The sequence below is a fragment of the Streptomyces sp. NPDC046985 genome, assembly GCF_040644415.1.
Classification (GTDB): domain Bacteria; phylum Actinomycetota; class Actinomycetes; order Streptomycetales; family Streptomycetaceae; genus Streptomyces.
Map to the genome: position 1 here is coordinate 17,843 of NZ_JBEYWK010000004.1, position 19,351 is coordinate 37,193.

Below are 19,351 nucleotides of genomic sequence, written 5' to 3' on the forward strand. Positions count from 1 at the left end.
TGCGGCCTCAGAGGTCTGCCGTCGTCCGCTTTCCGGTCGGACGCGGGCGGCGCGGGGCGGCCCGGTACGGTCGTCGGATGGACGGTGCGGGGACGGGCGACGCGGTGGTGGCGGGCGGCGGCGTGATCGGGCTGACGACGGCTCTGGCGCTGGCCGAGGCGGGGCGCCGGGTGCGGGTGTGGACCCGGGAGCCGGCCGAGCGGACGACCTCGGCGGTGGCGGGCGGCCTGTGGTGGCCGTACCGGATCGAGCCGGAGGCGCTGGTCGGCGACTGGGCGCTCCAGACGCTGGACGTGTACCGGCGGTGGGCGGACCGGCCCGACGAGACGGGCGTGCGGCTGGTCGAGGGGATGCTCGGCGAGACGCGGCTGGACTCGCTGGGCCCGTGGGCCGCACGGGTTCCCGGGCTGCGCCCGGCGGGCCCGCAGGAGTACGCGGGGACGGCGCTGTGGGCGCGGCTGCCGCTGATCGACATGTCGACTCATCTCCCGTGGCTGCGGCGACGGCTGCTGGCGGCGGGAGGCGCGGTTGAGGAGCGGACGGTGACGGACCTGGCGGCCGTGGACGCGCCGGTGGTGGTGAACTGCACCGGCCTGGGCGCCCGCGAGCTGGTGCCCGATCCGGCGGTGCGCCCGGTGCGCGGTCAGCTCGTCGTCGTACGGAACCCGGGCATCACCACCTGGCTGACCTCGGTGGACACCGCCTCGGAGGAGTCGACCTACATCTTCCCGCAGCCGGGCGGTCTGGTGCTGGGCGGCACGGCCGAGGAGGGCGCCTGGTCGCTGGCGCCCGACCCGGCGACGGCCGAGCGGATCGTGGCCCGGTGCGCCGCCCTGCGACCGGAGATCGCCGGGGCGCGGGTGCTGGAGCACCGGGTCGGCCTGCGTCCGGCGCGGCACGCGGTGCGGCTGGAGCGGGAGGAGCTGCCCGGGGGACGGGTGCTCGTGCACAACTACGGGCACGGCGGCGCGGGGGTGACCGTGGCGTGGGGGTGCGCGCGGCAGGCGGCCGGGCTAGTGCGGTGACCGGAAGGGTTCACCGGCTCGCGACGCCCGGCACGACGCCTCGCCGCGTCGTCGCACCGCCCGCGTACGTCCCGTACGCGGGCAGTGCTCCGCCTTGCGAGGCGCCGCCTTGTGATGCACCGCACCGGACGCCACGAGCTTTCCGGCGAACCTCTCCGGCCACAGCACTGGCGTTCCCGGCCGCCCGAGCCGTCGCCGCGTCAGGTGCGCGGCGACGGCTGGCGCGTCACCTTCCGGGGAGCCGGTGCACGGCGTGCGGGGCCCGGACTCCGGCCGTGCGCCCGGCCGCCGGGGCGGCCGTCGCGGCGCCGGCCGTGGCCCGGACGAACGCCGCCGCGCCGCCGACCAGCGGGAGACTGGCCGAGGTGCGGGCCAGGTCCAGGGTGAGCGTCGGGGTGGTGGACGCGGGGTCGATGAGGTCCTTGTCGGTGCCCGCGACGATCAGCGCCAGCCGGTGCCCGCGCGGGACGACGTGGTCGGTCGCGGCCAGGTCCAGCGTCATCGTGTAGGCGCGGCCCGGGGTGAGCGCGACGCCCTCGCGGAGGGAGGCGTAGTGGCCGAGGTCGGCCCAGCCGCGGCTGACGACGGTCTGCCGCACCGCGGTGGTGTCGGCCTTCGTCTCCAGGTAGCAGGCGCTGTCCCCGGCGGTGCTCGCGCCCCAGCAGGTGCGGTCGGTGAGCGTGCTGATCCCCTCGCCGGCGCCTGCGTAGTCGCGGATGACGTCCGGACCGAGATCGACCAGCACGGCGGACAGGTGGGCCGAGGTCGTGGTGGGGGTCGCGGTGACGGTGACCCGCGAGGAGCCGGACAGCCGCAGGTCGTGGACGAGCGGCCGGGTGACGAAGCCGGCCTTGGCCGGGGTGGGCCGGTCGGCGTCGGCGGCCCAGTCGGTCTCGCTCAGCGTCGGGTCGTCGGTGAAGGTCTCGGCGCCGCGGGCGGTGCGCAGACCGAGGGTTCCCACGCCCGGCTGACCGCCCGGAGCCGGGTGCACGACGGTGGCCGCGGCGCCGGCCGGGGGCCAGAGCCGGGAGGTGACCCACTGGTCGGGGTGGCGCTCGACGTCCGCCATGGGCTCGCGGTCGACGCCGTTGCGGTACCCGAGCAGTTCGTGGTCGAACCAGCGGTGCAGGGTGTCGACCCAGGCGCCGCGGCGGTAGTCGAACGGGTCGACGTGGCCGGTCTGGGAGAGCCAGATCTTGCGCCGCACGTGGTTCTTGGCCAGGGCGTCCCACCACTGGCCGAAGTGCTTGGTGCGCACGTTGAGGTCCTGCATGCCGTGCACCAGGAAGACGCTGGCCCGCACCTGGTCGGCGTGCCTGACGTAGTCGCGCGCGGCCCACAGGCCGGTCCAGTCGCCGGTGCGCGGGGCGCCGTCGACGAGCTTCTTCTGCTCGGCGGCGCAGTGGGCGCGGGCGGCGTCGCTCTCGACGTAGTCGGACAGCCAGTCGGGCCCGGAGTCGTACAGCGCGGCGCCCTGGGCGAAGTAGTAGTCGTACCAGGAGGAGATGGCGCTGATCGGCACGACGGTCTTCAGGCCGCGGACGCCGGTGGCGGCGACGCCGTTGGCGATGGTCCCGTCCCAGCTCTTGCCGATCATGCCGGTGCGACCGTCGGTCCAGTCGGCCCTGACCCGGGCGCCGCCGGTGCGGCTGGTGTAGGCGCGTGCGCGGCCGTTCAGCCAGTCCACGACGGCCTTGGCGGACTGCACGTCGGAGCGGCCGCCGACGTCGACGCAGCCGTCGGAGCGGTTGGTACCGGCGAGGTCGACGCCGACGACGGCGTAGCCGCGGGGCACGAAGTAGTTGTCGTAGAACAGCGGCATCCCGACGAGGTCGCCGTGCGCGTCGTACGTCTTCTTCTGGCTCTCGTTGCCGCGCCCGCAGCAGGAGTAGTACGGGCTGGCGTCCATGATCACGGGCACCTTGCGGCCCTGCCGCGCGGGCTCGGCGGGCCGCACGATGTCGGCGGCGACGCGGTCGGTCCGCCCGTCGCCGTCGCCGTCGAGTCCGGTGTCGACCCAGACGGACTCGCGCACGGCGTGCGCGTAGGAGTAGACGGGGCGGCTTTCGGGAGGTCCCTGGGGCTCGCGTGGGACGGCGTGCGCCACCGGAGTCAGCAGGGCCGCCGCCAGAAGGGCGGTGACCGCCACGACCAACGATCTCCATGTCGTCATGCACATGCTTTTCGGCATGGGCGGGACGGTACAGGGGGGCGACGGCCGCGCAGAAGGGGGGAGCCGATGTGTCGCGAGACGACGCCCTCCGCCCCGGCCGCGGCCGCGCGCCCTGCGCCCCCTTACGGACTCGTGCGGCGGTCCTGAGCCGCTACTGCTGCTCGCTGAGCCGCCGCTGCTCGGCGTCGCCGTGCTGGGCGACCCGGCGGCGCACGCCGAACCAGCCCGCGACCAGCAGGATCGCGATCAGCGGGATCAGCAGCAGGGTCTTGCGGCCCACCGCGGGGTCGTCCCCCATCAGGCCCAGGCAGACCACCAGCGACAGCACGGTGACGAAGGGGCTCTGGTCGGCGGAGTAGACCGAGCCGGGCAGCAGCAGGGCGAGCAGCACGACCGAGCCGCCGTAGAACAGGCTCACCCGCTGCATGCGCAGACCAGACCAGCAGCCTCCTCAAGAGATCACTTCTCATGCGATGGCCCGTGTCACAAGGCGGCATTTCTCACACGATCCGTATGATCCGCACTTAACGCCCTTCCGCTTTCACAGTGCCGGTGAGACAGCGATACTGCTGCGCATGACGACGACCGACGCCGGCGGGCCGACCCTCACGATCGACGAGCTGGCCGCGCGGGCCGGCGTCACGGTGCGCACGGTCCGCTTCTACAGCAGCCGGGGCCTGCTGCCGCCGCCCGTGCTCGGCCCCCGCCGGGTGGGCCGCTACGGGCCCGATCACCTCGCGCGCCTGGCGCTGATCGAGGAGATGCAGCAGCAGGGCATGACGCTCGCGGCGATCGAGCGCCATCTGCGGCAGCTTCCGGACGACCTCAGCCCGCACGACCTGGCCGTGCATCGCGCGGTCGTCGCCTCCTGGGCGCCGGAGAGCGTGGAGAGCGTCTCCGGGCCGGAGCTGGCGCGGCGGGCAGGCCGGGCGCTGACGGACGAGGACGTGGAGCGGCTGGCCGCGATGAACGTGCTCTCCCGCGAGGGGGACTCCTTCCGGGTGGACACCGGGCTGTTCCGGCTCGGGGTGCGGCTGCTGGACGTGCCGCTGTCCCAGGAGACGATCCTCGCCGCGCGCACCGCGTTGATCGAGCACGCGCGCGCCGCGGCCCGCGAGCTGTCCGAGCTGCTGCGCGACGCCGTGGCCGAGCGGGACGCCGAGGCGGTGAAGTCCCTGTCGGCCCATATGCATCCGCTCGTGGTGCAGGCCCTGCTGACCACCTTCCAGCGCTCCCTGAAGGAGGAGCTGCGGGAGTGGGTGGACGCCGGCCGGGCGGAGGACGCGGACGCGGCGCCGTCCTCTTGACCGCCGTGCCGCCTGCCTGAGCGCGGCCCTCGGCGGCTGAGCCGGAGGCCCCGCTGCCCGATCCAGGGCCCCCCGACGCTTGAGCCGGAGCCCTTGGTGCCCGAGCCGGGGCCCTTGGTGCCCGAGCCTGGGGCCCCCGCTGCCCGAGCCGAGACCCCCGACGCCTGAGTCGGGGCCCTTGCCGCCCGAGCAGGGGCCCTCGCCGCCCGAGCAGGGGCCCTTGGTGCCTGAGCCTGGGGCCCTCGCTGCCCGAGCCGAGACCCCCGACGCCTGAGTCGGGGACCTCGGTACCCGCTCCAAGGCCCCCGACGCCTCAGCCGGGGCCTCGGCGCCCGAGCCGGGGGCCGGGGGCCGGGCCCCGGGGGCCGGGTGTCAGCGTGCGTCGGTGAAGGTCTCGCCCTTCTCGGCCTTCTCGATCAGCAGGGCGGGCGGCGTGAAGCGCTCGCCGTAACGCTCGGCGAGTTCCCGCGCGCGGGCGAGGAAGCCGGGCAGCCCGGTCCCCGTCCCGTCGCCGCCCTCGTAGCCGTTGACGTACTGGAGCACGCCGCCGGTCCAGCCCGGGAAGCCGATGCCGAGGATGGAGCCGATGTTGGCGTCGGCGACCGAGGTCAGCACGCCCTCCTCCAGCAGCCGGATCGTGTCGAGGGCCTCGGCGAAGAGCATGCGCTCCTGCATGTCCCGGAACGGGATCTCGTGGTCCGGCTTCGTGAAGTGCTCGCGCAGCCCCGGCCAGAGTCCCGTCCGGGCGCCGTCCTCCGCGTAGTCGTAGAAGCCCGCTCCGCCGCTGCGGCCGGTGCGGCCGAACTCGTCGATCATGCGGTCGATGACCGCCTCGGCGGGGTGCGCCGCCCAGGCGCCGCCGGCCTCCTCGACGGCCCGCTTCGACTCGTTGCGGATCTTCCGGGGCAGGGTGAGGGTCAGCTCGTCCATCAGGGACAGCACCTTGGCGGGGTAGCCCGCCTGGGCCGCCGCCTGCTCCACCGACGCGGGCTCGACGCCCTCGCCGACCATGGCGACGCCCTCGTTGATGAAGTGGGCGATCACCCGGGAGGTGAAGAAGCCGCGGCTGTCGTTGACGACGATCGGCGTCTTGTTGATCTGGCGGACCAGGTCGAAGGCGCGGGCCAGCGTCTCCTCGCCGGTGCGCTCGCCCTTGATGATCTCCACCAGCGGCATCTTGTCGACCGGCGAGAAGAAGTGCAGCCCGATGAAGTCGCCCTGGCGCTGCACGCCCTCGGCGAGCGCGGTGATGGGCAGGGTGGAGGTGTTGGAGCACAGCAGGGCGTCCGGCGCGACGACCTGCTCGACCTCCTGGAACACCTTTTGCTTGAGCGCCGGGTCCTCGAAGACGGCCTCGATCACCGCGTCGCAGCCGGCGAGGTCGGCCGCCTCCGCGGTGGGGGTGATCCGGGCGAGCAGGGCGTCGGCCTTCTCCTGGCTGACGCGGCCCCGGGCGACGGCCTTGGCGCACAGCTTCTCGGAGTAGGCCTTGCCCTTGACGGCGGCCTCCAGGGAGACGTCTTTGAGGACGACCTCGATCCCCGCGCGGGCGCAGGAGTAGGCGATGCCCGCGCCCATCATCCCGGCGCCGAGCACGGCGGCCCGGCGGACCGGGCGGGGCTCGACGCCCTGGGGCCGGTTGGCGCCCGAGTTGACGGCCTGGAGGTCGAAGAAGAACGCCTGGATCATGTTCTTCGCCGTCTGCCCGGCGGCCAGCTCCACGAAGTAGCGGGCCTCGATGACCTGCGCGGTCTCGAAGTCGACCTGGGCGCCCTCGACGGCGGCGGCCAGGATGTTGCGCGGGGCCGGGTAGGGAGCGCCGTTCGTCTGCTTGCGCAGGCTGGCCGGGAAGGCGGGCAGGTTGGCCGCGAACTTGGGGTTCGCCGGGGTGCCGCCGGGGATCCGGTAGCCGGGCTCGTCCCAGGGCTGGGCGGACTCGGGATGGGCGTCGATGAACGCGCGGGCCTTGGCCAGCAGCTCCTCCGGGGTCGCGGCGACCTCGTGGACGAGGCCGTTCTCCTGGGCGCGGCGGGCGTCGTACTGGGTCCCCTGGAGGAGGACCTTCAGCAGGGCGTCGGTGATCCCCAGCAGGCGCACGGTGCGCACGACGCCGCCGCCCCCGGGGAGCAGGCCGAGGGTCACCTCGGGGCAGCCGATCTTCGTGCCGCGGGCGTCGAGGGCCACGCGGTGGTGGCAGGCGAGGGCGAGTTCGAAGCCGCCGCCCAGCGCGGCGCCGTTGATCGCCGCGACGACCGGCTTGCCCAGGGTCTCGATGCGGCGCAGGTTCCGCTTGATCGCGAGGCCGCCGTCGAAGAGGTCCTGGGCGGTCTCGGGGGTGGTCCGGATGAGGTCGCGCAGGTCGCCGCCCGCGAAGAAGGTCTTCTTGGCGGAGGTGAAGACGACGCCGCGGACCGAGTCCTTCTCGGCCTCCAGCCGGTCGGCGACCGCGGCGAGGGACTCGCGGAACGCCTGGTTCATGGTGTTCGCGGACTGGCGGGGGTCGTCCAGGACGAGCGTGACGACGCCGGTGGCGTCCTGTTCCCAGCGGATGGCAGTGCTCTCGGTCATGTCAGGGGTCTCCGTAGAAGTCCGGTGTCCGGGGGGCCGCGGGAAGTCAGACGCGCTCGACGACGGTGGCGATGCCCATGCCGCCGCCGACGCAGAGGGTGGCGAGGCCGTAGCGCTTGTCCTGGCGTTCCAGCTCGTCGACGAGGGTGCCGAGGATCATCGCGCCGGTGGCGCCGAGCGGGTGGCCCAGCGCGATGGCGCCGCCGTTGACGTTGACCTTGTCCAGGGACAGACCCATGTCCTTGGCGAAGCGCAGCACGACGGCCGCGAACGCCTCGTTGATCTCGACGAGGTCGATGTCGTCGATGGTCAGGCCGGCCTTGGCGAGGGCCTTGCGGGTCGCGGGCGCGGGCCCGGTCAGCATGATGGTGGGCTCGGACCCGGAGACGGCCGCGGAGACGATCCGCGCGCGCGGGACGAGTCCGTGGCGCTCGCCGACCTCCCGGGAGCCGATGGCGACCAGCGAGGCGCCGTCGACGATGCCGGAGGAGTTGCCCGCGTGGTGGACGTGGTCGATCTTCTCCACCCAGTGGTACTTCTGGAGCGCGACGGCGTCGAAGCCGCCCAGGTCGCCGATGTCCGCGAAGGACGGCTTCAGCCCGGCCAGGGAGTCGGCGGTGGTGCCGGGGCGCAGGTGCTCGTCGTGGTCGAGGACGACGAGGCCGCTGCGGTCGCGGACCGGGACGACCGAGCGCTCGAAGCGGCCTTCCTTCCAGGCGGCGGCGGCGCGCTCCTGGGACAGGGCCGCGTACTCGTCGACGTCCCGCCGGGTGAAGCCCTCAAGGGTGGCGATGAGGTCGGCCCCGATGCCCTGCGGCACGAAGTTCGTGGCCAGGTTGGTCATCGGGTCGTTGAACCAGGCGCCGCCGTCGGAGGCCATGGGCACCCGGGACATCGACTCCACGCCGCCGGCGAGGACCAGGTCCTCCCAGCCGGAGCGCACCTTGGCCGCCGCCATGTTGACGGCTTCCAGACCCGAGGCGCAGAAGCGGTTCTCCTGCACGCCGGCCACGGTGTCCGGCAGTCCGGCCGCCACGGCGGCGATGCGGGCGATGTCGGAGCCCTGGTCGCCGACGGGGCCGACGACGCCGAGCACGACGTCGTCGATCGCGGCCGGGTCCAGGCCGGGGAAGCGGTCGCGGATCTCGTGGATGAGGCCGACGACCAGGTCGACGGGCTTCGTGCCGTGCAGGGAGCCGTTGGCCTTGCCGCGCCCGCGCGGGGTGCGGATCGCGTCGTATACGTACGCTTCGGTGCTCACTGACAAGCCTTTCGATGAGGGTGGCGTCCTGGGGGCGGGGCGGGGCGGATCGGCGGCTGGGCGGGGACTGGAGCGCGGTCCGTGTCGGCGTAGGCGCCGGTGCAGGCGTCGGTGTCGGTGTCGGTGTCGGTGTCGGTCAGGCGCCGTCCTCCAGGAGGGCGGGCAGGTCCCAGTCGCGGGCCACGTCCGCCGTGTCGGCGCCCGGCTGCGCGGGACCGGTGCGGACGGCGGAGGGGGTGGCGGAGAAGCGGGGAGCGGGGGCGGGCTGGGTGAGGCCGCCGTGGTCGGTGAAGACGCCCCGGGCCGCGAGGTGGGGGTGGCGCGGGGCCTCGCGCAGCGAGAGCACGGGGGCCACGCAGGCGTCGGAGCCCTCGAAGACGGCCGTCCACTCCGCTTGGGTGCGGGACTTGAAGCGGGCGGCGACGGCTTGGCGAAGGTCGTCCCAGCGGGTGATGTCCCGGTGCGCCCCGGCGTGCTCGGGCAGGCCGAGCAGGCGCAGGAACTCGTCGTAGAAGCGCTGCTCCAGGGCGCCGACCGCCATGTGCCTGCCGTCGGCGGTCTCGTAGGCGCCGTAATAGGGGCAGCCGCCGTCCAGGAGGTTGGCGCCGCGGCGGTCCTGCCAGGCGCCCGCCGCGAGCATGCCGTGGATCATGGCGGTCAGATGGGCGGCGCCGTCGACGATGGCGGCGTCCACGACCTGGCCGGCCCCGGTCGCGCGGGCGTGGTGCAGGGCGGCGAGGACGCCGACGACGAGGTAGAGGGCGCCGCCCGCGTAGTCGCCGAGGAGGTTGGCGGGGACGGCCGGGGGCCGGTCGGGGTCGCCGATCATGCCGAGGGCGCCGGTCACGGCGAGGTAGGCGATGTCGTGTCCGGCGGTCGGGGCGAGCGGGCCGTCCTGGCCCCAGCCGGTCATCCGGCCGTAGACGAGCCGGGGGTTGCGGGCGTGGCAGGCGTCGGGGCCGACGCCGAGGCGCTCGGCGACGCCGGGGCGGTAGCCCTCGATGAGGACGTCGGCGCGGGCGGCGAGGTCGAGCACCCGCGCGGTCCCGTCGGCGGACTTCAGGTCGACGAGCACCGAGCGCTTGTTGCGGTTGGTGACGTCGCGGGCGGGGTCGATGCCGAGTCCGGCGCCTCCGGGGCGGTCCACCCGCACCACGTCGGCCCCGAGGTCGGCCAGGAGCATGGCGGCGAACGGTCCGGGTCCGATGCCCGCCAGCTCCACCGCGCGCACGCCGGTCAGCGGTCCGTGCGCGCCTGCCGCCTGTGCCGTTGCCATCGGGCCCCCTCGCTGCGACCGCTGTGACACCACTGATGTGACACCGACGATGCTATGAACGTCCTCCGCCGGGCACAAGCCCGAACGAGCAAGCGCTTAGCCGCGTCGCGGTGGCAATGTACCCGCCGCGGCGACGGCCGTACCGCTCGCGGTCCTGCGGAGTCGGCGGCGCCGCTGACAGCCCCTCGGCTCCGCCCTCTCACGCTCGGGTCCGCCCTCTCACGCTAGCCTCGGCCGTCGACGGCGGCGCGGGCTGCGACGACGGAAGCCAGGGGTGCCATGAGCAAGCTGAAGCCAGAGCACGAACGTCCGTACGACATCGTCCTCTTCGGAGCCACCGGCTTCGTGGGGGCGCTCACCGCCCGGTATCTGGCCGCGCACGCCCCGGAGGGCCTGCGCTGGGCCGTCGCCGGGCGCGACGGACAGCGGCTGGAGAAGCTGCGCGAGGGCCTGCCGGGCGGTGCGTCCGTCGGAGTGCTGCGGGCGGACGTCTCCGATCCGGCCTCGCTGCGGGAACTGGCCCGGCAAGCCCGGGTGGTGGCCACCACGGTGGGCCCGTACGTGACCTACGGGGAGGAACTGGTCGCGGCCTGCGCGGCGAGCGGCACGGACTACCTGGACCTGACCGGCGAGCCCGAGTTCGTCGACCTGATGTACGTGCGCCACGACGCCCGCGCTCGGGAGAGCGGGGCGCGGCTGGTGCACGCGTGCGGCTTCGACTCGGTGCCGCAGGACCTCGGCGCGTACTTCACCGTGCGGCAGTTGCCGAAGGGGGCGCCGCTGACGGTGGACGCGTTCGTCCGGGTGGACGCGGCCTTCTCCGGCGGCACGCTGGCCTCGGCGCTGAACCAGTTCGCGCGGCCGCGGCGGATGCGGGCCGCCGCCCGTGACCGGGCGGGGCACGAGCCGCGACTGGTGGGGCGGCGCGCGTACGCGCCGGTGGCGGCGCCTCGGTTCGCCGGGGAGGTCGGGGCGTGGGCGCTGCCGCTGCCGACCGTCGATCCGCAGATCGTGGTGCGCTCCGCGCGGGCGCTGGAGTGCTACGGCCCCGACTTCCGCTACCGCCCCTACGCGGCCGTCCGCCGCCTGCCGGTGGCGCTGGGCGCGGTGGCCGGCGTCGGCGCGCTCGCGGCGGCCGCCCAGGCGCCGCCCGTCCGGCGGTGGCTGTCCGACCGGGTCAGGCCCGGGGAGGGGCCGAGCGAGGAGAAGCGGGCGCGGAGCTGGTTCTCGGTGCGCTTCGTGGGCGAGGGCGGCGGGCGGCGCGTGCTGACCGAGGTGTCCGGCGGCGACCCCGGGTACGACGAGACGGCGAAGATGTTCGCCGAGTCGGCGCTGTCCCTCGCCCTCGACGACCTGCCCGAGACGGCCGGACAGGTGACGACGGCCGTGGCGATGGGCGACGCGCTGACCGACCGTCTGCGCGCGGCGGGGCTGGTGTTCCGGACGGTGGCGATCCGCTGAGACGGGGGGATCCGCTGGAGCGCGGAGATCCGCCGGGGCGGGGAGACCCGCTGGGGCGGGAGGATCCGCCGGGGCGGGGGGACCCGCTGGGGCGGGGGGACCCGCCGGGGCGGGGGGACCCGCCGGGGCGGGGGGACCCGCCGGGGCGGGGGGACCCGCCGGGGCGGGGGGACCCGCCGGGGCGGGGAGATCCGCCGGGGCAGGGGGATCCGCCGAGGCGGGAGGATCCGCTGAGGCGGGGAGATCCGCCAGGGCGGGGAGACCCGCTGGGCGAGGGGGCGGGGCGCGGCGCCCGGGGCGGTCCGCGACGAGGGGCGGCTGCCTGGGGCGAGGAAAGGCGGCGCGTGGCGGCCAGGGCGCTTCCCCGAGGGCTGGCGGCGGCCTGCGGCAGGGGGCGACGGCAGGGGCGGGTCACCCGGGCCCCGTCGCCTCGCTGAGCGCGCGTCGGCAAAGGGCGTCGGCTCCGCGGATCGTCCCGCCGGTCGTCCCGCCGGAGGGCCGAACGGGGGCGCCTGGGGGCCGGGCGGGGTGCGGGGCGGGCTCGCGGACGGTGCGGGCGGGCCCGTCCCGCGCGGGCGGGGTCAGTTCTGGCCCAGGGCCTGCTCGAGCTGCTGCTTGTTCATGTCCGAGCGGCCGTGGATGTTGCGCCGCTTGGCCTCTTCGTAGAGCTGGTCGTAGGTGGGGCTCCCGGAGCCGCGGTCCGACCGCTGCCCGCCGCGGCGGCCCGAGGACATGTCCTGGGTCGAGGCGCGGCTCGCCGTCTTCGACTCGCCCGAGCGGGCGCGCTCCTTGTTCACCGTGCGCGCGGCGATCTCCTCCGCGCGGCCGGCGCTCTCACCCCGGTCCTCGGCGCTCTTCTTGATGTGCTCGTACTGGCGTTCCCGCTTAGGACTGGAACCGCGTGGCATGCCGTTCACTTCCTCTCTGTCACGGAACGGATACACGCATCCTGCAACGTATCGCCCTATCAGGCGATTTCACTCCGCCAGTCGAGCGAACCCTGACCCGCCCCCATCAAGCACGCGGGGCCGCGCGATGCGCCGGGGCGCCTTCGGCCGCCGCGCCGACGCGGCGGCCGACGCGTTCGCCGCCCGCGAGCGACCGACGCGCGACGCGTGTCACGCCTGTGAAGCACGCGGTGACAGAGGTCACTCCTCCCTCACGGGCACGGAGTGGCGGATTCCGTCGTCTCCTCAAGTGCCCGGTCTCGTTCGCCCGGACGTGCGTTCAGTCGTCATATGTGATCGTCATACGTCGTAAGGGAGCAAGGCGTTGTCCACCGACATCGAGCAGCCTGTGGAGGCGCGCCTGGTCGCCGCCGCTCCGCGGGTGCCCAGCATTCCCGCCACGCTGCACTACGACCGGAGCGACCCGTTCGCCGTCCGCATGACCTTCCCCGGCCCGGCCACCCTCGAAGGCGTGGAGGTCTGCTGGACCTTCGCCCGCGACCTGCTCGCGGCGGGCCTGCGGGAGCCGCGGGGAGACGGCGACGTCCGGGTGCGGCCGTACGGGTACGACCGCACCGTGATGGAGTTCCACGCGCCGGAGGGCATCGCCGTGGTGCATGTCCGCAGCGGCGAGATCCGGCGGTTCCTGCGGGACGCGAGCGCGCTGGTGCCCGTGGGGCGGGAGCATCTGCAACTGGACCTGGACCACGACCTCGCGGAGCTGATGCGCGACGCCCGCTGAGCCGGGAGCGGGACACCGGACCCGGGCCGCCGCGCCGCGCGACTCAGCCGGCCGCCGGGGCCGAGGCGGCCGCCGCCGCCACGACCACCGCCGTGCGGACCTCGCGGACCACGCCGTGCAGGGCGGGCGCCGCCGCCCCGCTGCGCTCGGTCAGCTCCTCGATCCGCCGCCGGTGGCGTCGGCGGTCCCGGGCGGACGCCAGGGTGCGCAGTTCGGCGGCGGCCGCGAGGGCCACGACCGCCGCGTCCAGCTCGGCGACCTCCGCCGCGGGCTGCGGGCCCTCGAGAACCCGCCGTGCCCGCGCGCGCAGCGCGTCCGCCGCGGCGACGCGCTCCAGGACGTACTCGACCGAGGGGAACACCCCGAGCACCCGCCGCTTCTCCGCGCGCAGGAACCCCTCGGCGGCCAACTGCTCGCGTACGGCCACGAGGGTGTACCGGGCCCGCAGGGTCACCCAGGTCTTCCAGCGGCGGGGCCGGGACTCCCGCACGAGGTCCAGGAGGCCGTCGAGCACCGGGTCGCCGGTGCGGGCGTCGAGGTCGACGGGGGCGGCGATCCCGTCGTCGTCGACGAGCAGTCCGCGCTGGGCCAGTTCGGTGAGGGCGCCGGCCCGCACCAGGTGGTGCAGGTGGCCGGCGCCGGTGAGACGCGGGCGGCCGGTGTCCCAGGCCAGCAGGTACAGCCGGGCGGGCAGCGACAGGCGGCCCGGCGGCGGCACGGCCGGGGACGGGAGCGGATCGTCGGGCACGGGCGGACCTCCCTCGCGGTGGGCCGGGGCCCACACCGGCGTGCGCCAGGCGTCAGCGGCCGCACCGGCCTCCCCCTCGGCGGGCGGCGGTCGTGTCGCCTCGGCGGGAGAGGAGCGCTGCTCGTCTGACGGCTCGGAGACACCGGGTCGCCCCGAGCGGGTGGGCGCGTCGCGTGCGCCCTCGGCGCCCGAGCCGCCCGCCGGGACGTCCGGACGTCCGGCTCAGGGATGTCCTCTTGCCCCGGCGGCCCGTTCCTACACGGCGGCCCCCGCCCTCACGGCGCGTCGGGGCCCCGGCGCCGCGTCACGGCGCGGGGAGCGGCGGGCTGCTGATGGCGGCCAGCGCGCCGAGAACGGCGGAACTGCTGGGCGGGCTCGGCTTCGAGCCGGTCGTGGTCGACATCGGCGAGTTCGAGAAGCTGGAGGGGTGTGTGACGTGCCTCTCGGTACGGCTGCGGGAGCTGTACGCCTGACGGAGCGTCCGGCCCTTGCCGTCCGCCCCGGGACCTGCGGGCTCTACGGCGGACGCGCGCCCGGTCGGCGGCAGATCCGCAAGCCTGATCAGTGATCTTTACGACGGTCTTAACCTACGGTTTCGTAACCTACGGCTTCGTAGCCTACGATCCCGTAGGTTCTCGGGGTCGGACCGTCGTCCGGTTCCTCCGCCCCGCCCCGCTGGTCCCTGCTCGCGCGTTTCCTGGAGTTCCCGTGACGATCACCTCTCCGCACCTCGGCAGCCCGTCCGCATGGACCGACGCGCGGCTGCTGTACGCACTGGAGGAGGTGGTCGAGAAAGAGCTCGACCGGCATCTGAAGGTAGCCAAGGACTGGATGCCGCACGAGTACGTGCCCTGGGGCGACGGCCGCAACTTCCCCGGCCTGTTCGAGGACGGCGAGCCCTGGGCCAAGGAGCAGTCGAAGGTCACCGAGGTGGGGCGGACCGCCCTCGTCGTCAACCTGCTGACCGAGGACAACCTGCCCAGCTACCACCACGAGATCGCCACCCTGTTCGGCCGCGACGGCGCCTGGGGGACCTGGGTGCACCGCTGGACCGCCGAGGAGGGCCGGCATGGCATCGTGATGCGCGACTACCTGCTCGCCTCGCGCGCGGTCGACCCGGACCAGCTCGAACGGTTCCGCATGGCGCACATGAGCGAGGGCTTCGAGTCCGACAACCGGCACTCGATGCTGCACTCGGTCGCCTACGTCGCCTTCCAGGAGCTGGCCACCCGCATCTCGCACCGCAACACCGGCCACCAGTCGGGCGATCCGGTCTGCGACCGGATGCTGGCGCGCATCGCCACCGACGAGAACCTGCACATGGTCTTCTACCGCAACCTGCTGAAGGCCGCCTTCTCCCTCGCCCCCGACCTCACCATGCGGGCGGTGCGGGACGTGGTGGTCGAGTTCCGCATGCCGGGCCACAGCATCCCCGGCTTCGAGCGGGCGGCCGCCCAGATGGCCATCGGCGAGGTCTACAACCTGCGCATCCACCACGACGACGTGCTCCAGCCGGTGCTGCGCTTCCTGAAGGTCATGGAGATCGACGGACTCGGCCCCGAGGGCCGCCAGGCGCAGGAGGAACTGGGCCTGTTCCTGGGGGGCTTGGACGACGAGGCGAGCAGGTTCGACGAGAAGCTGGCGGCACGCAAGGCCCGGATGGCGGCCCGACGCGCATAGGGGCCCGCTGCCGCTACGGGCGCTCCGGGCAGGCGGATGCCCCTCCCCCGGGGGGGCCGATGACCTCCCCGGGCGCCCCGGGCGGCTGGAGTGCGTGTTCGCGCTAGTGGGCGGTGGGGCGCAGGCTCTGGCGTTCTTTTTCGGACAGGCCGCCCCAGACGCCGAAGCGTTCGTCGTGCGCGAGCGCGTACTCCAGGCAGGCGGAGCGCGTTTCGCACAGGGCGCAGATGCGCTTGGCCTCGCGCACGGAACCGCCCGGCTCGGGGAAGAAGAAGTCGGCGCCCGTCTGCGCGCAGAGGGCCTGCGCCTGCCAGGCGGGGCCGTCCGGCGTGATGGTCTCGGTGTGCATGGGCGCGATCATGCCGGGCGGCGGAAAACGTTCGATCAACGCGACGTCAACGCCGCGGCGGGCCGGGCGCGGCGGCGTCGGCACACCCGATGATGGACCCGCGCCCGGGGCCCGCGCACGGCGGCGCGCCCGCTGGCGCGTCTCGGCGGCGGATGTCAGTGGGCGGTGCGAGACTCGGCGCAGCGGACATGGGCCCCTGTGAAGGAGGGCGAGGATGCTCACCACCCGATTCGTCGACGGCGCTCCGAACTGGATCGACGTCGGCGCCCCGGACCTCGACCGCGCCCGTGCCTTCTACGGCGGCCTCTTCGGCTGGCAGTTCCAGTCGGCCGGCCCGGAAGCCGGCGGCTACGGGTTCTTCCAACTGGACGGCAGGACGGTCGCCGGCGGGATGCCGACCGCGCCCGAGCAGGGACCGCCCTCGTGGACCGTGTACTTCCAGAGCGCGGACGCGGCGGCGACCGCGCGCGCCGCCGAACAGGCGCACGGCGCCGTGGTGGTCCCGCCCCAGGACGTGATGGACGCGGGCCGCATGGCGGTCCTCGCGGACCGGGCGGGCGCGCCGTTCGGGATCTGGGAGCCGGGGCGGGTCAAGGGCGTGGACGCGGCCAACGAGCCGGGCACGCTGTGCTGGGTCGAGCTGTACACGCCGGACATCGCGTCCGCCGCCGCGTTCTATCACAGGACGCTGGGGCTGGAGACCTCGGCGGCGGCCTTCCCCGGAGGCGCCTACACGTGCGTCAACCCCGCGGACGGCGGCGAGGACGCGATGTTCGGCGGCTTCGTCCCGCTGGCGAGCTGCCCGACCGAGGCGGACGCCGGCCCGTACTGGCTGCCGTACTTCGAAGTCCCGGACACCGACGCCGCGGTCTCCGCCGCCCTGGACCTCGGCGGTGACGTGCGCATGGACGCCACCGACCTTCCGGGCGTCGGGCGCGTCGCCCGCCTCGCCGACCCCTCCGGCGCCCGGTTCACGGTGATCACCAGCGTCGCGCCGCAGCAGCCCTGAGCGTCCCGCGCCGGACGTCGGCACGGGGCGGAGGCGGGCGCCGAGCGCACTCCACCCGTCAGGCGGAGGCCCGGCGGACCAGGGTGGTCGGCAGGACGACGGCGGCCAGCGCGTCGGCGTCCCGGTCGGCGCCGGAGGAGCGGCGGTCGAGGTCGCGGAGCAGCAGCCGGGTCATCAGGCGGCCCATCTCCTCTATGTTCTGACGGACGGTGGTCAGCGGCGGATCGGTCTGCTCGGCGACGGGCAGCATGTCGTCGAAGCCGACCACGGCGACGTCCTCGGGCACCCGCAGCGCACGCTCGCGCAGCGCCCGCAGGGCGCCCGCGGCGGCCAGGTCGTTGGCGGCGAACACCGCGTCGAGGGCGGGGCAGCGGTCGAGGAGCGCGTGCATGGCGCGCTCGCCGCCCGCCGGGGTGAAGTCGCCCTCCACGATCAGCCGCGGATCGCCGTCGGCCATGGCGTCGCGGAAGCCGTCGAGCCGGTCCGCCGCCGAGGTCTGGTCCAGCGGGCCGGCGATGTGCCCGATGCGGGTGCGGCCCAGGTCCATGAGGTGGCGTACGGCGTCGCGGGCGCCGCCCCGGTTGTCGCTGTCGACGTACACGACGTCCCGGATGCTCTCGCCCCAGCCGGGGCGGCCGCCGAACACGGTCGGCACGTCCGCGCGCCGGATGAGGCCCGGCAGCGGGTCGTCCAGGTGGAGGGAGAAGACGAGCGCGCCGTCGACGTGGCCGCTCGCCAGGTAGCGGCCGACCCGCGCGTGGTCGTCGCGCCCCTCGGTCAGCAGCAGTACCAGTTGGGAGTCGTGGGCGGTCAGCTCCTTGCTGATGCCGCGCAGTTGGAGGGCGAAGAAGGGGTCGGCGAAGACGCGGGTCTCCGGTTCGGCGATGACCACGGCGACCGCGTCGTGCCGCCGGGTCACCAGGCTGCGGGCGGCCCGGTTGGGCACGTAGCCCAGTTCGTCCACGGCCTGCCGGACCCGCTCGGCCAGCGGCTCCCGGACGCCCGCCGCGCCGTTCACCACCCGGGAGACGGTGGCCCGGGACACACCCGCCCGCGCGGCCACGGCCTCCAGGGTCGGGCGCGGCGCTGTCTGGGTCACGTCGGAACTCCTCTGGGACGGGCGGGTGCGGCTCACAATAGCCGCCGCTATGGGCGGAAAACACGCCGCACCCGGCGAGCGCCGCCGACGGCCCCTGGCGGGCGCGGAGGCGCGGCGGGCGGCGCCCGCGGCAGGGGTCCGCAGCCGGACGTCGCGGAGCCGGGCACCGGTCCCCGGCCGTCCCGGGCGCCATGCCCCGGCCGTCCCAGGTGCTGGTCCCCGGCCGTCCCGAGCGCCATGCCCCGGCCGTCCCGAGCACCGTGCCCGGCCGTCCCGAGCGCCATGCCCCGGCCGTCCCGAGCGCCGTGCCCGGCCGTCCGGCGATGTGGCCCGCACCCGCCGCGCGGTCACCCGTCCGGGGCCCTCATCCTCCGTACGGACGCCCGTCCCGGGGCCCCGCCCTGCGCACTGACACCCGTTCCGGGGGCACCCCCTGCGTGCGGACTCCCGTTCTGCAACCCGTACATCCGACACGGTCGCCGCCTCGCGACCCGTATCCCTCCGCAGGGCGGCCCATTCGGCGCACCCCGCTCCCCCGCTCGCCGCACGGCGGCTCGCTCCGGCGCCGAACACCGCTCCTCAGAGCACGGATACGACGTACGTCAGGGAGCCGCCGGACCCTCCCTCTCCTTCGGCCTTCTCGCCCGGCTCGGCTGCACCCGTTTGGGCTCGCCCGGCATCTTCGGGTATTCGGGCGGGTAGGGCAGATCGCCGAGTTCGTGCTCGCGCTCGTCCCGCGCGGCGAGGTCCAGCAGGGCGTCCAGCGAGTAGGCGTGGTCGTCCATGTCGGCGTGCACGTCGCCTGCTTCGGCGAACCGGGCGGGCATGGTGGCGATGGTGAAGTCCTGCGGGCGCACGTCGCCTGCCTCGTCCCAGCGCAGCGGCGCCGAGACAGGGGCGTCGGGGCGCGGGCGCACGGAGTACGCGGAGGCGATGGTGCGGTCCCGGGCGGTCTGGTTGTAGTCCACGAAGATCCGGGCGCCGCGCTCCTCCTTCCACCACTTGATCGTCACCTGCTCCGGCATCCGGCGCTCCAGCTCCCGGCCCGCGGCGATGGCGGCCCGCCGCACCTGGGTGAAGGTCCAGCGGGGCTCGATGGGCACGAAGACGTGCAGACCGCGTCCGCCGGAGGTCTTGGGCCAGCCGCGCAACCCGCCGAACTCCTCCAGCACCGCCCGCAGTTCGTAGGCGGCGCGGACCGCGTCGGCGTAACCGGTGCCGGGCTGGGGGTCGAGGTCGAGGCGCAGTTCGTCGGGGTGGTCGACGTCGTCGCGCCGTACCGGCCAGGGATGGAAGGTGAGCGTGCCGTACTGGGCCGCCCACACCACGGCGGCCTCCTCGGTCGGGCACATCTCGTCGGCGCTGCGGCCGCTGGGGAAGGTGATGTGCGCGGTGGGGATCCAGTCGGGCATGCCCTTGGGGGCCCGCTTCTGGTAGAACCACTCGCCGGTGACGCCGTCCGGGTAGCGCTCCAGCGTGGTGGGGCGGTTGCGCAGGGCGCGCAGGATGCCGGGGGCGACCGCCTGGTAGTAGCGGGCGACGTCCAGCTTGGTGTATCCGTGCTCCGGAAAGAAGACCTTGTCCGGACTGGACAGCCGCACGGTCCGGCCCGCCACGTCCAGCTCCACCGCATCGCCCATGCGAGCCACGGTAAGCGTCCCCCGCACACCTCGCATACCGGGCGAACCCGGGCGTGCACGCGCACA

Annotated in this window: 15 protein-coding genes and 2 pseudogenes; 7 read left to right on the forward strand and 10 right to left on the reverse strand. The window is 74.7% G+C overall.

Annotated elements, in window-relative coordinates:
* Window positions 1–77 precede the first annotated feature (77 nt).
* Complete coding sequence (locus tag ABZ861_RS06250; protein WP_361624549.1) at window positions 78–1,025, forward strand: FAD-dependent oxidoreductase; 948 nt, start codon at window positions 78–80, stop codon at window positions 1,023–1,025.
* A gap of 226 nt (window positions 1,026–1,251) precedes the next feature.
* On the opposite strand, the gene ABZ861_RS06255 is transcribed toward ABZ861_RS06250, so the two are convergent.
* On the reverse strand, window positions 1,252–3,216 hold the full coding sequence (locus ABZ861_RS06255) for a Xaa-Pro dipeptidyl-peptidase (RefSeq protein ID WP_361624552.1): 1,965 nt from the start codon (window positions 3,214–3,216) through the stop codon (window positions 1,252–1,254).
* Window positions 3,217–3,349: 133 nt separating this feature from the next.
* Window positions 3,350–3,625, reverse strand: a pseudogene (locus tag ABZ861_RS06260) (hypothetical protein); the annotation flags it as partial.
* A gap of 148 nt (window positions 3,626–3,773) precedes the next feature.
* On the opposite strand from ABZ861_RS06260, the gene ABZ861_RS06265 reads away from it, so the two are divergent.
* Window positions 3,774–4,505 carry a MerR family transcriptional regulator gene (locus tag ABZ861_RS06265; protein ID WP_361624555.1) on the forward strand — a complete coding sequence of 244 codons (732 nt, stop codon included), beginning with the start codon at window positions 3,774–3,776 and terminating at the stop codon, window positions 4,503–4,505.
* Between the two features lie 372 nt (window positions 4,506–4,877).
* Here ABZ861_RS06265 and ABZ861_RS06270 read toward each other — a convergent pair whose 3' ends face one another.
* The 3 genes from ABZ861_RS06270 to ABZ861_RS06280 form a co-directional block, all read right to left on the reverse strand.
* The gene (locus tag ABZ861_RS06270; protein ID WP_361624558.1) at window positions 4,878–7,073 is read right to left on the reverse strand and encodes a 3-hydroxyacyl-CoA dehydrogenase NAD-binding domain-containing protein; all 2,196 of its coding nucleotides are present in this window, start codon (window positions 7,071–7,073) and stop codon (window positions 4,878–4,880) included.
* A 46-nt stretch (window positions 7,074–7,119) separates the two neighbouring features.
* Window positions 7,120–8,334: an acetyl-CoA C-acetyltransferase gene (locus ABZ861_RS06275; protein WP_361624561.1), complete on the reverse strand. Its 1,215-nt coding sequence runs from the start codon at window positions 8,332–8,334 to the stop codon at window positions 7,120–7,122.
* Window positions 8,335–8,470: 136 nt separating this feature from the next.
* On the reverse strand, window positions 8,471–9,610 hold the full coding sequence (locus tag ABZ861_RS06280; RefSeq protein WP_361624564.1) for a CaiB/BaiF CoA-transferase family protein: 1,140 nt from the start codon (window positions 9,608–9,610) through the stop codon (window positions 8,471–8,473).
* A gap of 279 nt (window positions 9,611–9,889) precedes the next feature.
* Between ABZ861_RS06280 and ABZ861_RS06285 the strand changes: the two genes are divergently transcribed.
* Window positions 9,890–11,071: a saccharopine dehydrogenase NADP-binding domain-containing protein gene (locus ABZ861_RS06285; protein WP_361624567.1), complete on the forward strand. Its 1,182-nt coding sequence runs from the start codon at window positions 9,890–9,892 to the stop codon at window positions 11,069–11,071.
* Between the two features lie 581 nt (window positions 11,072–11,652).
* Here ABZ861_RS06285 and ABZ861_RS06290 read toward each other — a convergent pair.
* Complete coding sequence (locus tag ABZ861_RS06290) at window positions 11,653–11,979, reverse strand: plasmid stabilization protein (protein ID WP_361624570.1); 327 nt, start codon at window positions 11,977–11,979, stop codon at window positions 11,653–11,655.
* Window positions 11,980–12,343: 364 nt separating this feature from the next.
* Between ABZ861_RS06290 and ABZ861_RS06295 the strand changes: the two genes are divergently transcribed.
* Window positions 12,344–12,760: an SsgA family sporulation/cell division regulator gene (locus ABZ861_RS06295; protein ID WP_361624573.1), complete on the forward strand. Its 417-nt coding sequence runs from the start codon at window positions 12,344–12,346 to the stop codon at window positions 12,758–12,760.
* A 43-nt stretch (window positions 12,761–12,803) separates the two neighbouring features.
* On the opposite strand, the gene ABZ861_RS06300 is transcribed toward ABZ861_RS06295, so the two are convergent.
* Window positions 12,804–13,508, reverse strand: coding sequence for a GPP34 family phosphoprotein (locus tag ABZ861_RS06300; RefSeq protein WP_361624576.1), 705 nt, complete (start codon window positions 13,506–13,508; stop codon window positions 12,804–12,806).
* Window positions 13,509–13,723: 215 nt separating this feature from the next.
* Here ABZ861_RS06300 and ABZ861_RS06305 point away from each other — a divergent pair.
* A pseudogene (locus ABZ861_RS06305) lies at window positions 13,724–13,981 on the forward strand (hypothetical protein); the annotation flags it as partial.
* 235 nt (window positions 13,982–14,216) lie between these two features.
* Entirely contained in the window at window positions 14,217–15,188 is a 972-nt protein-coding gene (locus ABZ861_RS06310; protein ID WP_361624579.1) for an acyl-ACP desaturase, read from the forward strand.
* Window positions 15,189–15,291: 103 nt separating this feature from the next.
* On the opposite strand, the gene ABZ861_RS06315 is transcribed toward ABZ861_RS06310, so the two are convergent.
* Window positions 15,292–15,537 carry a WhiB family transcriptional regulator gene (locus ABZ861_RS06315; RefSeq protein ID WP_361624582.1) on the reverse strand — a complete coding sequence of 82 codons (246 nt, stop codon included), beginning with the start codon at window positions 15,535–15,537 and terminating at the stop codon, window positions 15,292–15,294.
* Window positions 15,538–15,751: 214 nt separating this feature from the next.
* Here ABZ861_RS06315 and ABZ861_RS06320 point away from each other — a divergent pair, with 214 nt between their 5' ends.
* Window positions 15,752–16,546 (forward strand): VOC family protein, encoded by a 795-nt coding sequence (locus tag ABZ861_RS06320; protein WP_361624585.1) that lies wholly within the window; start codon window positions 15,752–15,754, stop codon window positions 16,544–16,546.
* Window positions 16,547–16,604: 58 nt separating this feature from the next.
* Here ABZ861_RS06320 and ABZ861_RS06325 read toward each other — a convergent pair whose 3' ends face one another.
* On the reverse strand, window positions 16,605–17,645 hold the full coding sequence (locus tag ABZ861_RS06325) for a LacI family DNA-binding transcriptional regulator (protein WP_361624588.1): 1,041 nt from the start codon (window positions 17,643–17,645) through the stop codon (window positions 16,605–16,607).
* Window positions 17,646–18,247: 602 nt separating this feature from the next.
* Complete coding sequence (gene ligD / locus ABZ861_RS06330) at window positions 18,248–19,285, reverse strand: non-homologous end-joining DNA ligase (protein ID WP_361624591.1); 1,038 nt, start codon at window positions 19,283–19,285, stop codon at window positions 18,248–18,250.
* Window positions 19,286–19,351: the final 66 nt, after the last annotated feature.

Coding starts and splice junctions, on each gene's coding strand:
- ABZ861_RS06250 (WP_361624549.1), top strand. CDS start 78: ATGGACGGTGCGGGGACGGGCGACGCGGTGGTGGCGGGCGGCGGCGTG.
- ABZ861_RS06315 (WP_361624582.1), bottom strand. CDS start 15,537: ATGCACACCGAGACCATCACGCCGGACGGCCCCGCCTGGCAGGCGCAG.
- ABZ861_RS06265 (WP_361624555.1), top strand. CDS start 3,774: ATGACGACGACCGACGCCGGCGGGCCGACCCTCACGATCGACGAGCTG.
- ABZ861_RS06285 (WP_361624567.1), top strand. CDS start 9,890: ATGAGCAAGCTGAAGCCAGAGCACGAACGTCCGTACGACATCGTCCTC.
- ABZ861_RS06290 (WP_361624570.1), bottom strand. CDS start 11,979: ATGCCACGCGGTTCCAGTCCTAAGCGGGAACGCCAGTACGAGCACATC.
- ABZ861_RS06280 (WP_361624564.1), bottom strand. CDS start 9,610: ATGGCAACGGCACAGGCGGCAGGCGCGCACGGACCGCTGACCGGCGTG.
- ligD (WP_361624591.1), bottom strand. CDS start 19,285: ATGGGCGATGCGGTGGAGCTGGACGTGGCGGGCCGGACCGTGCGGCTG.
- ABZ861_RS06320 (WP_361624585.1), top strand. CDS start 15,752: ATGCTCACCACCCGATTCGTCGACGGCGCTCCGAACTGGATCGACGTC.
- ABZ861_RS06255 (WP_361624552.1), bottom strand. CDS start 3,216: ATGCCGAAAAGCATGTGCATGACGACATGGAGATCGTTGGTCGTGGCG.
- ABZ861_RS06270 (WP_361624558.1), bottom strand. CDS start 7,073: ATGACCGAGAGCACTGCCATCCGCTGGGAACAGGACGCCACCGGCGTC.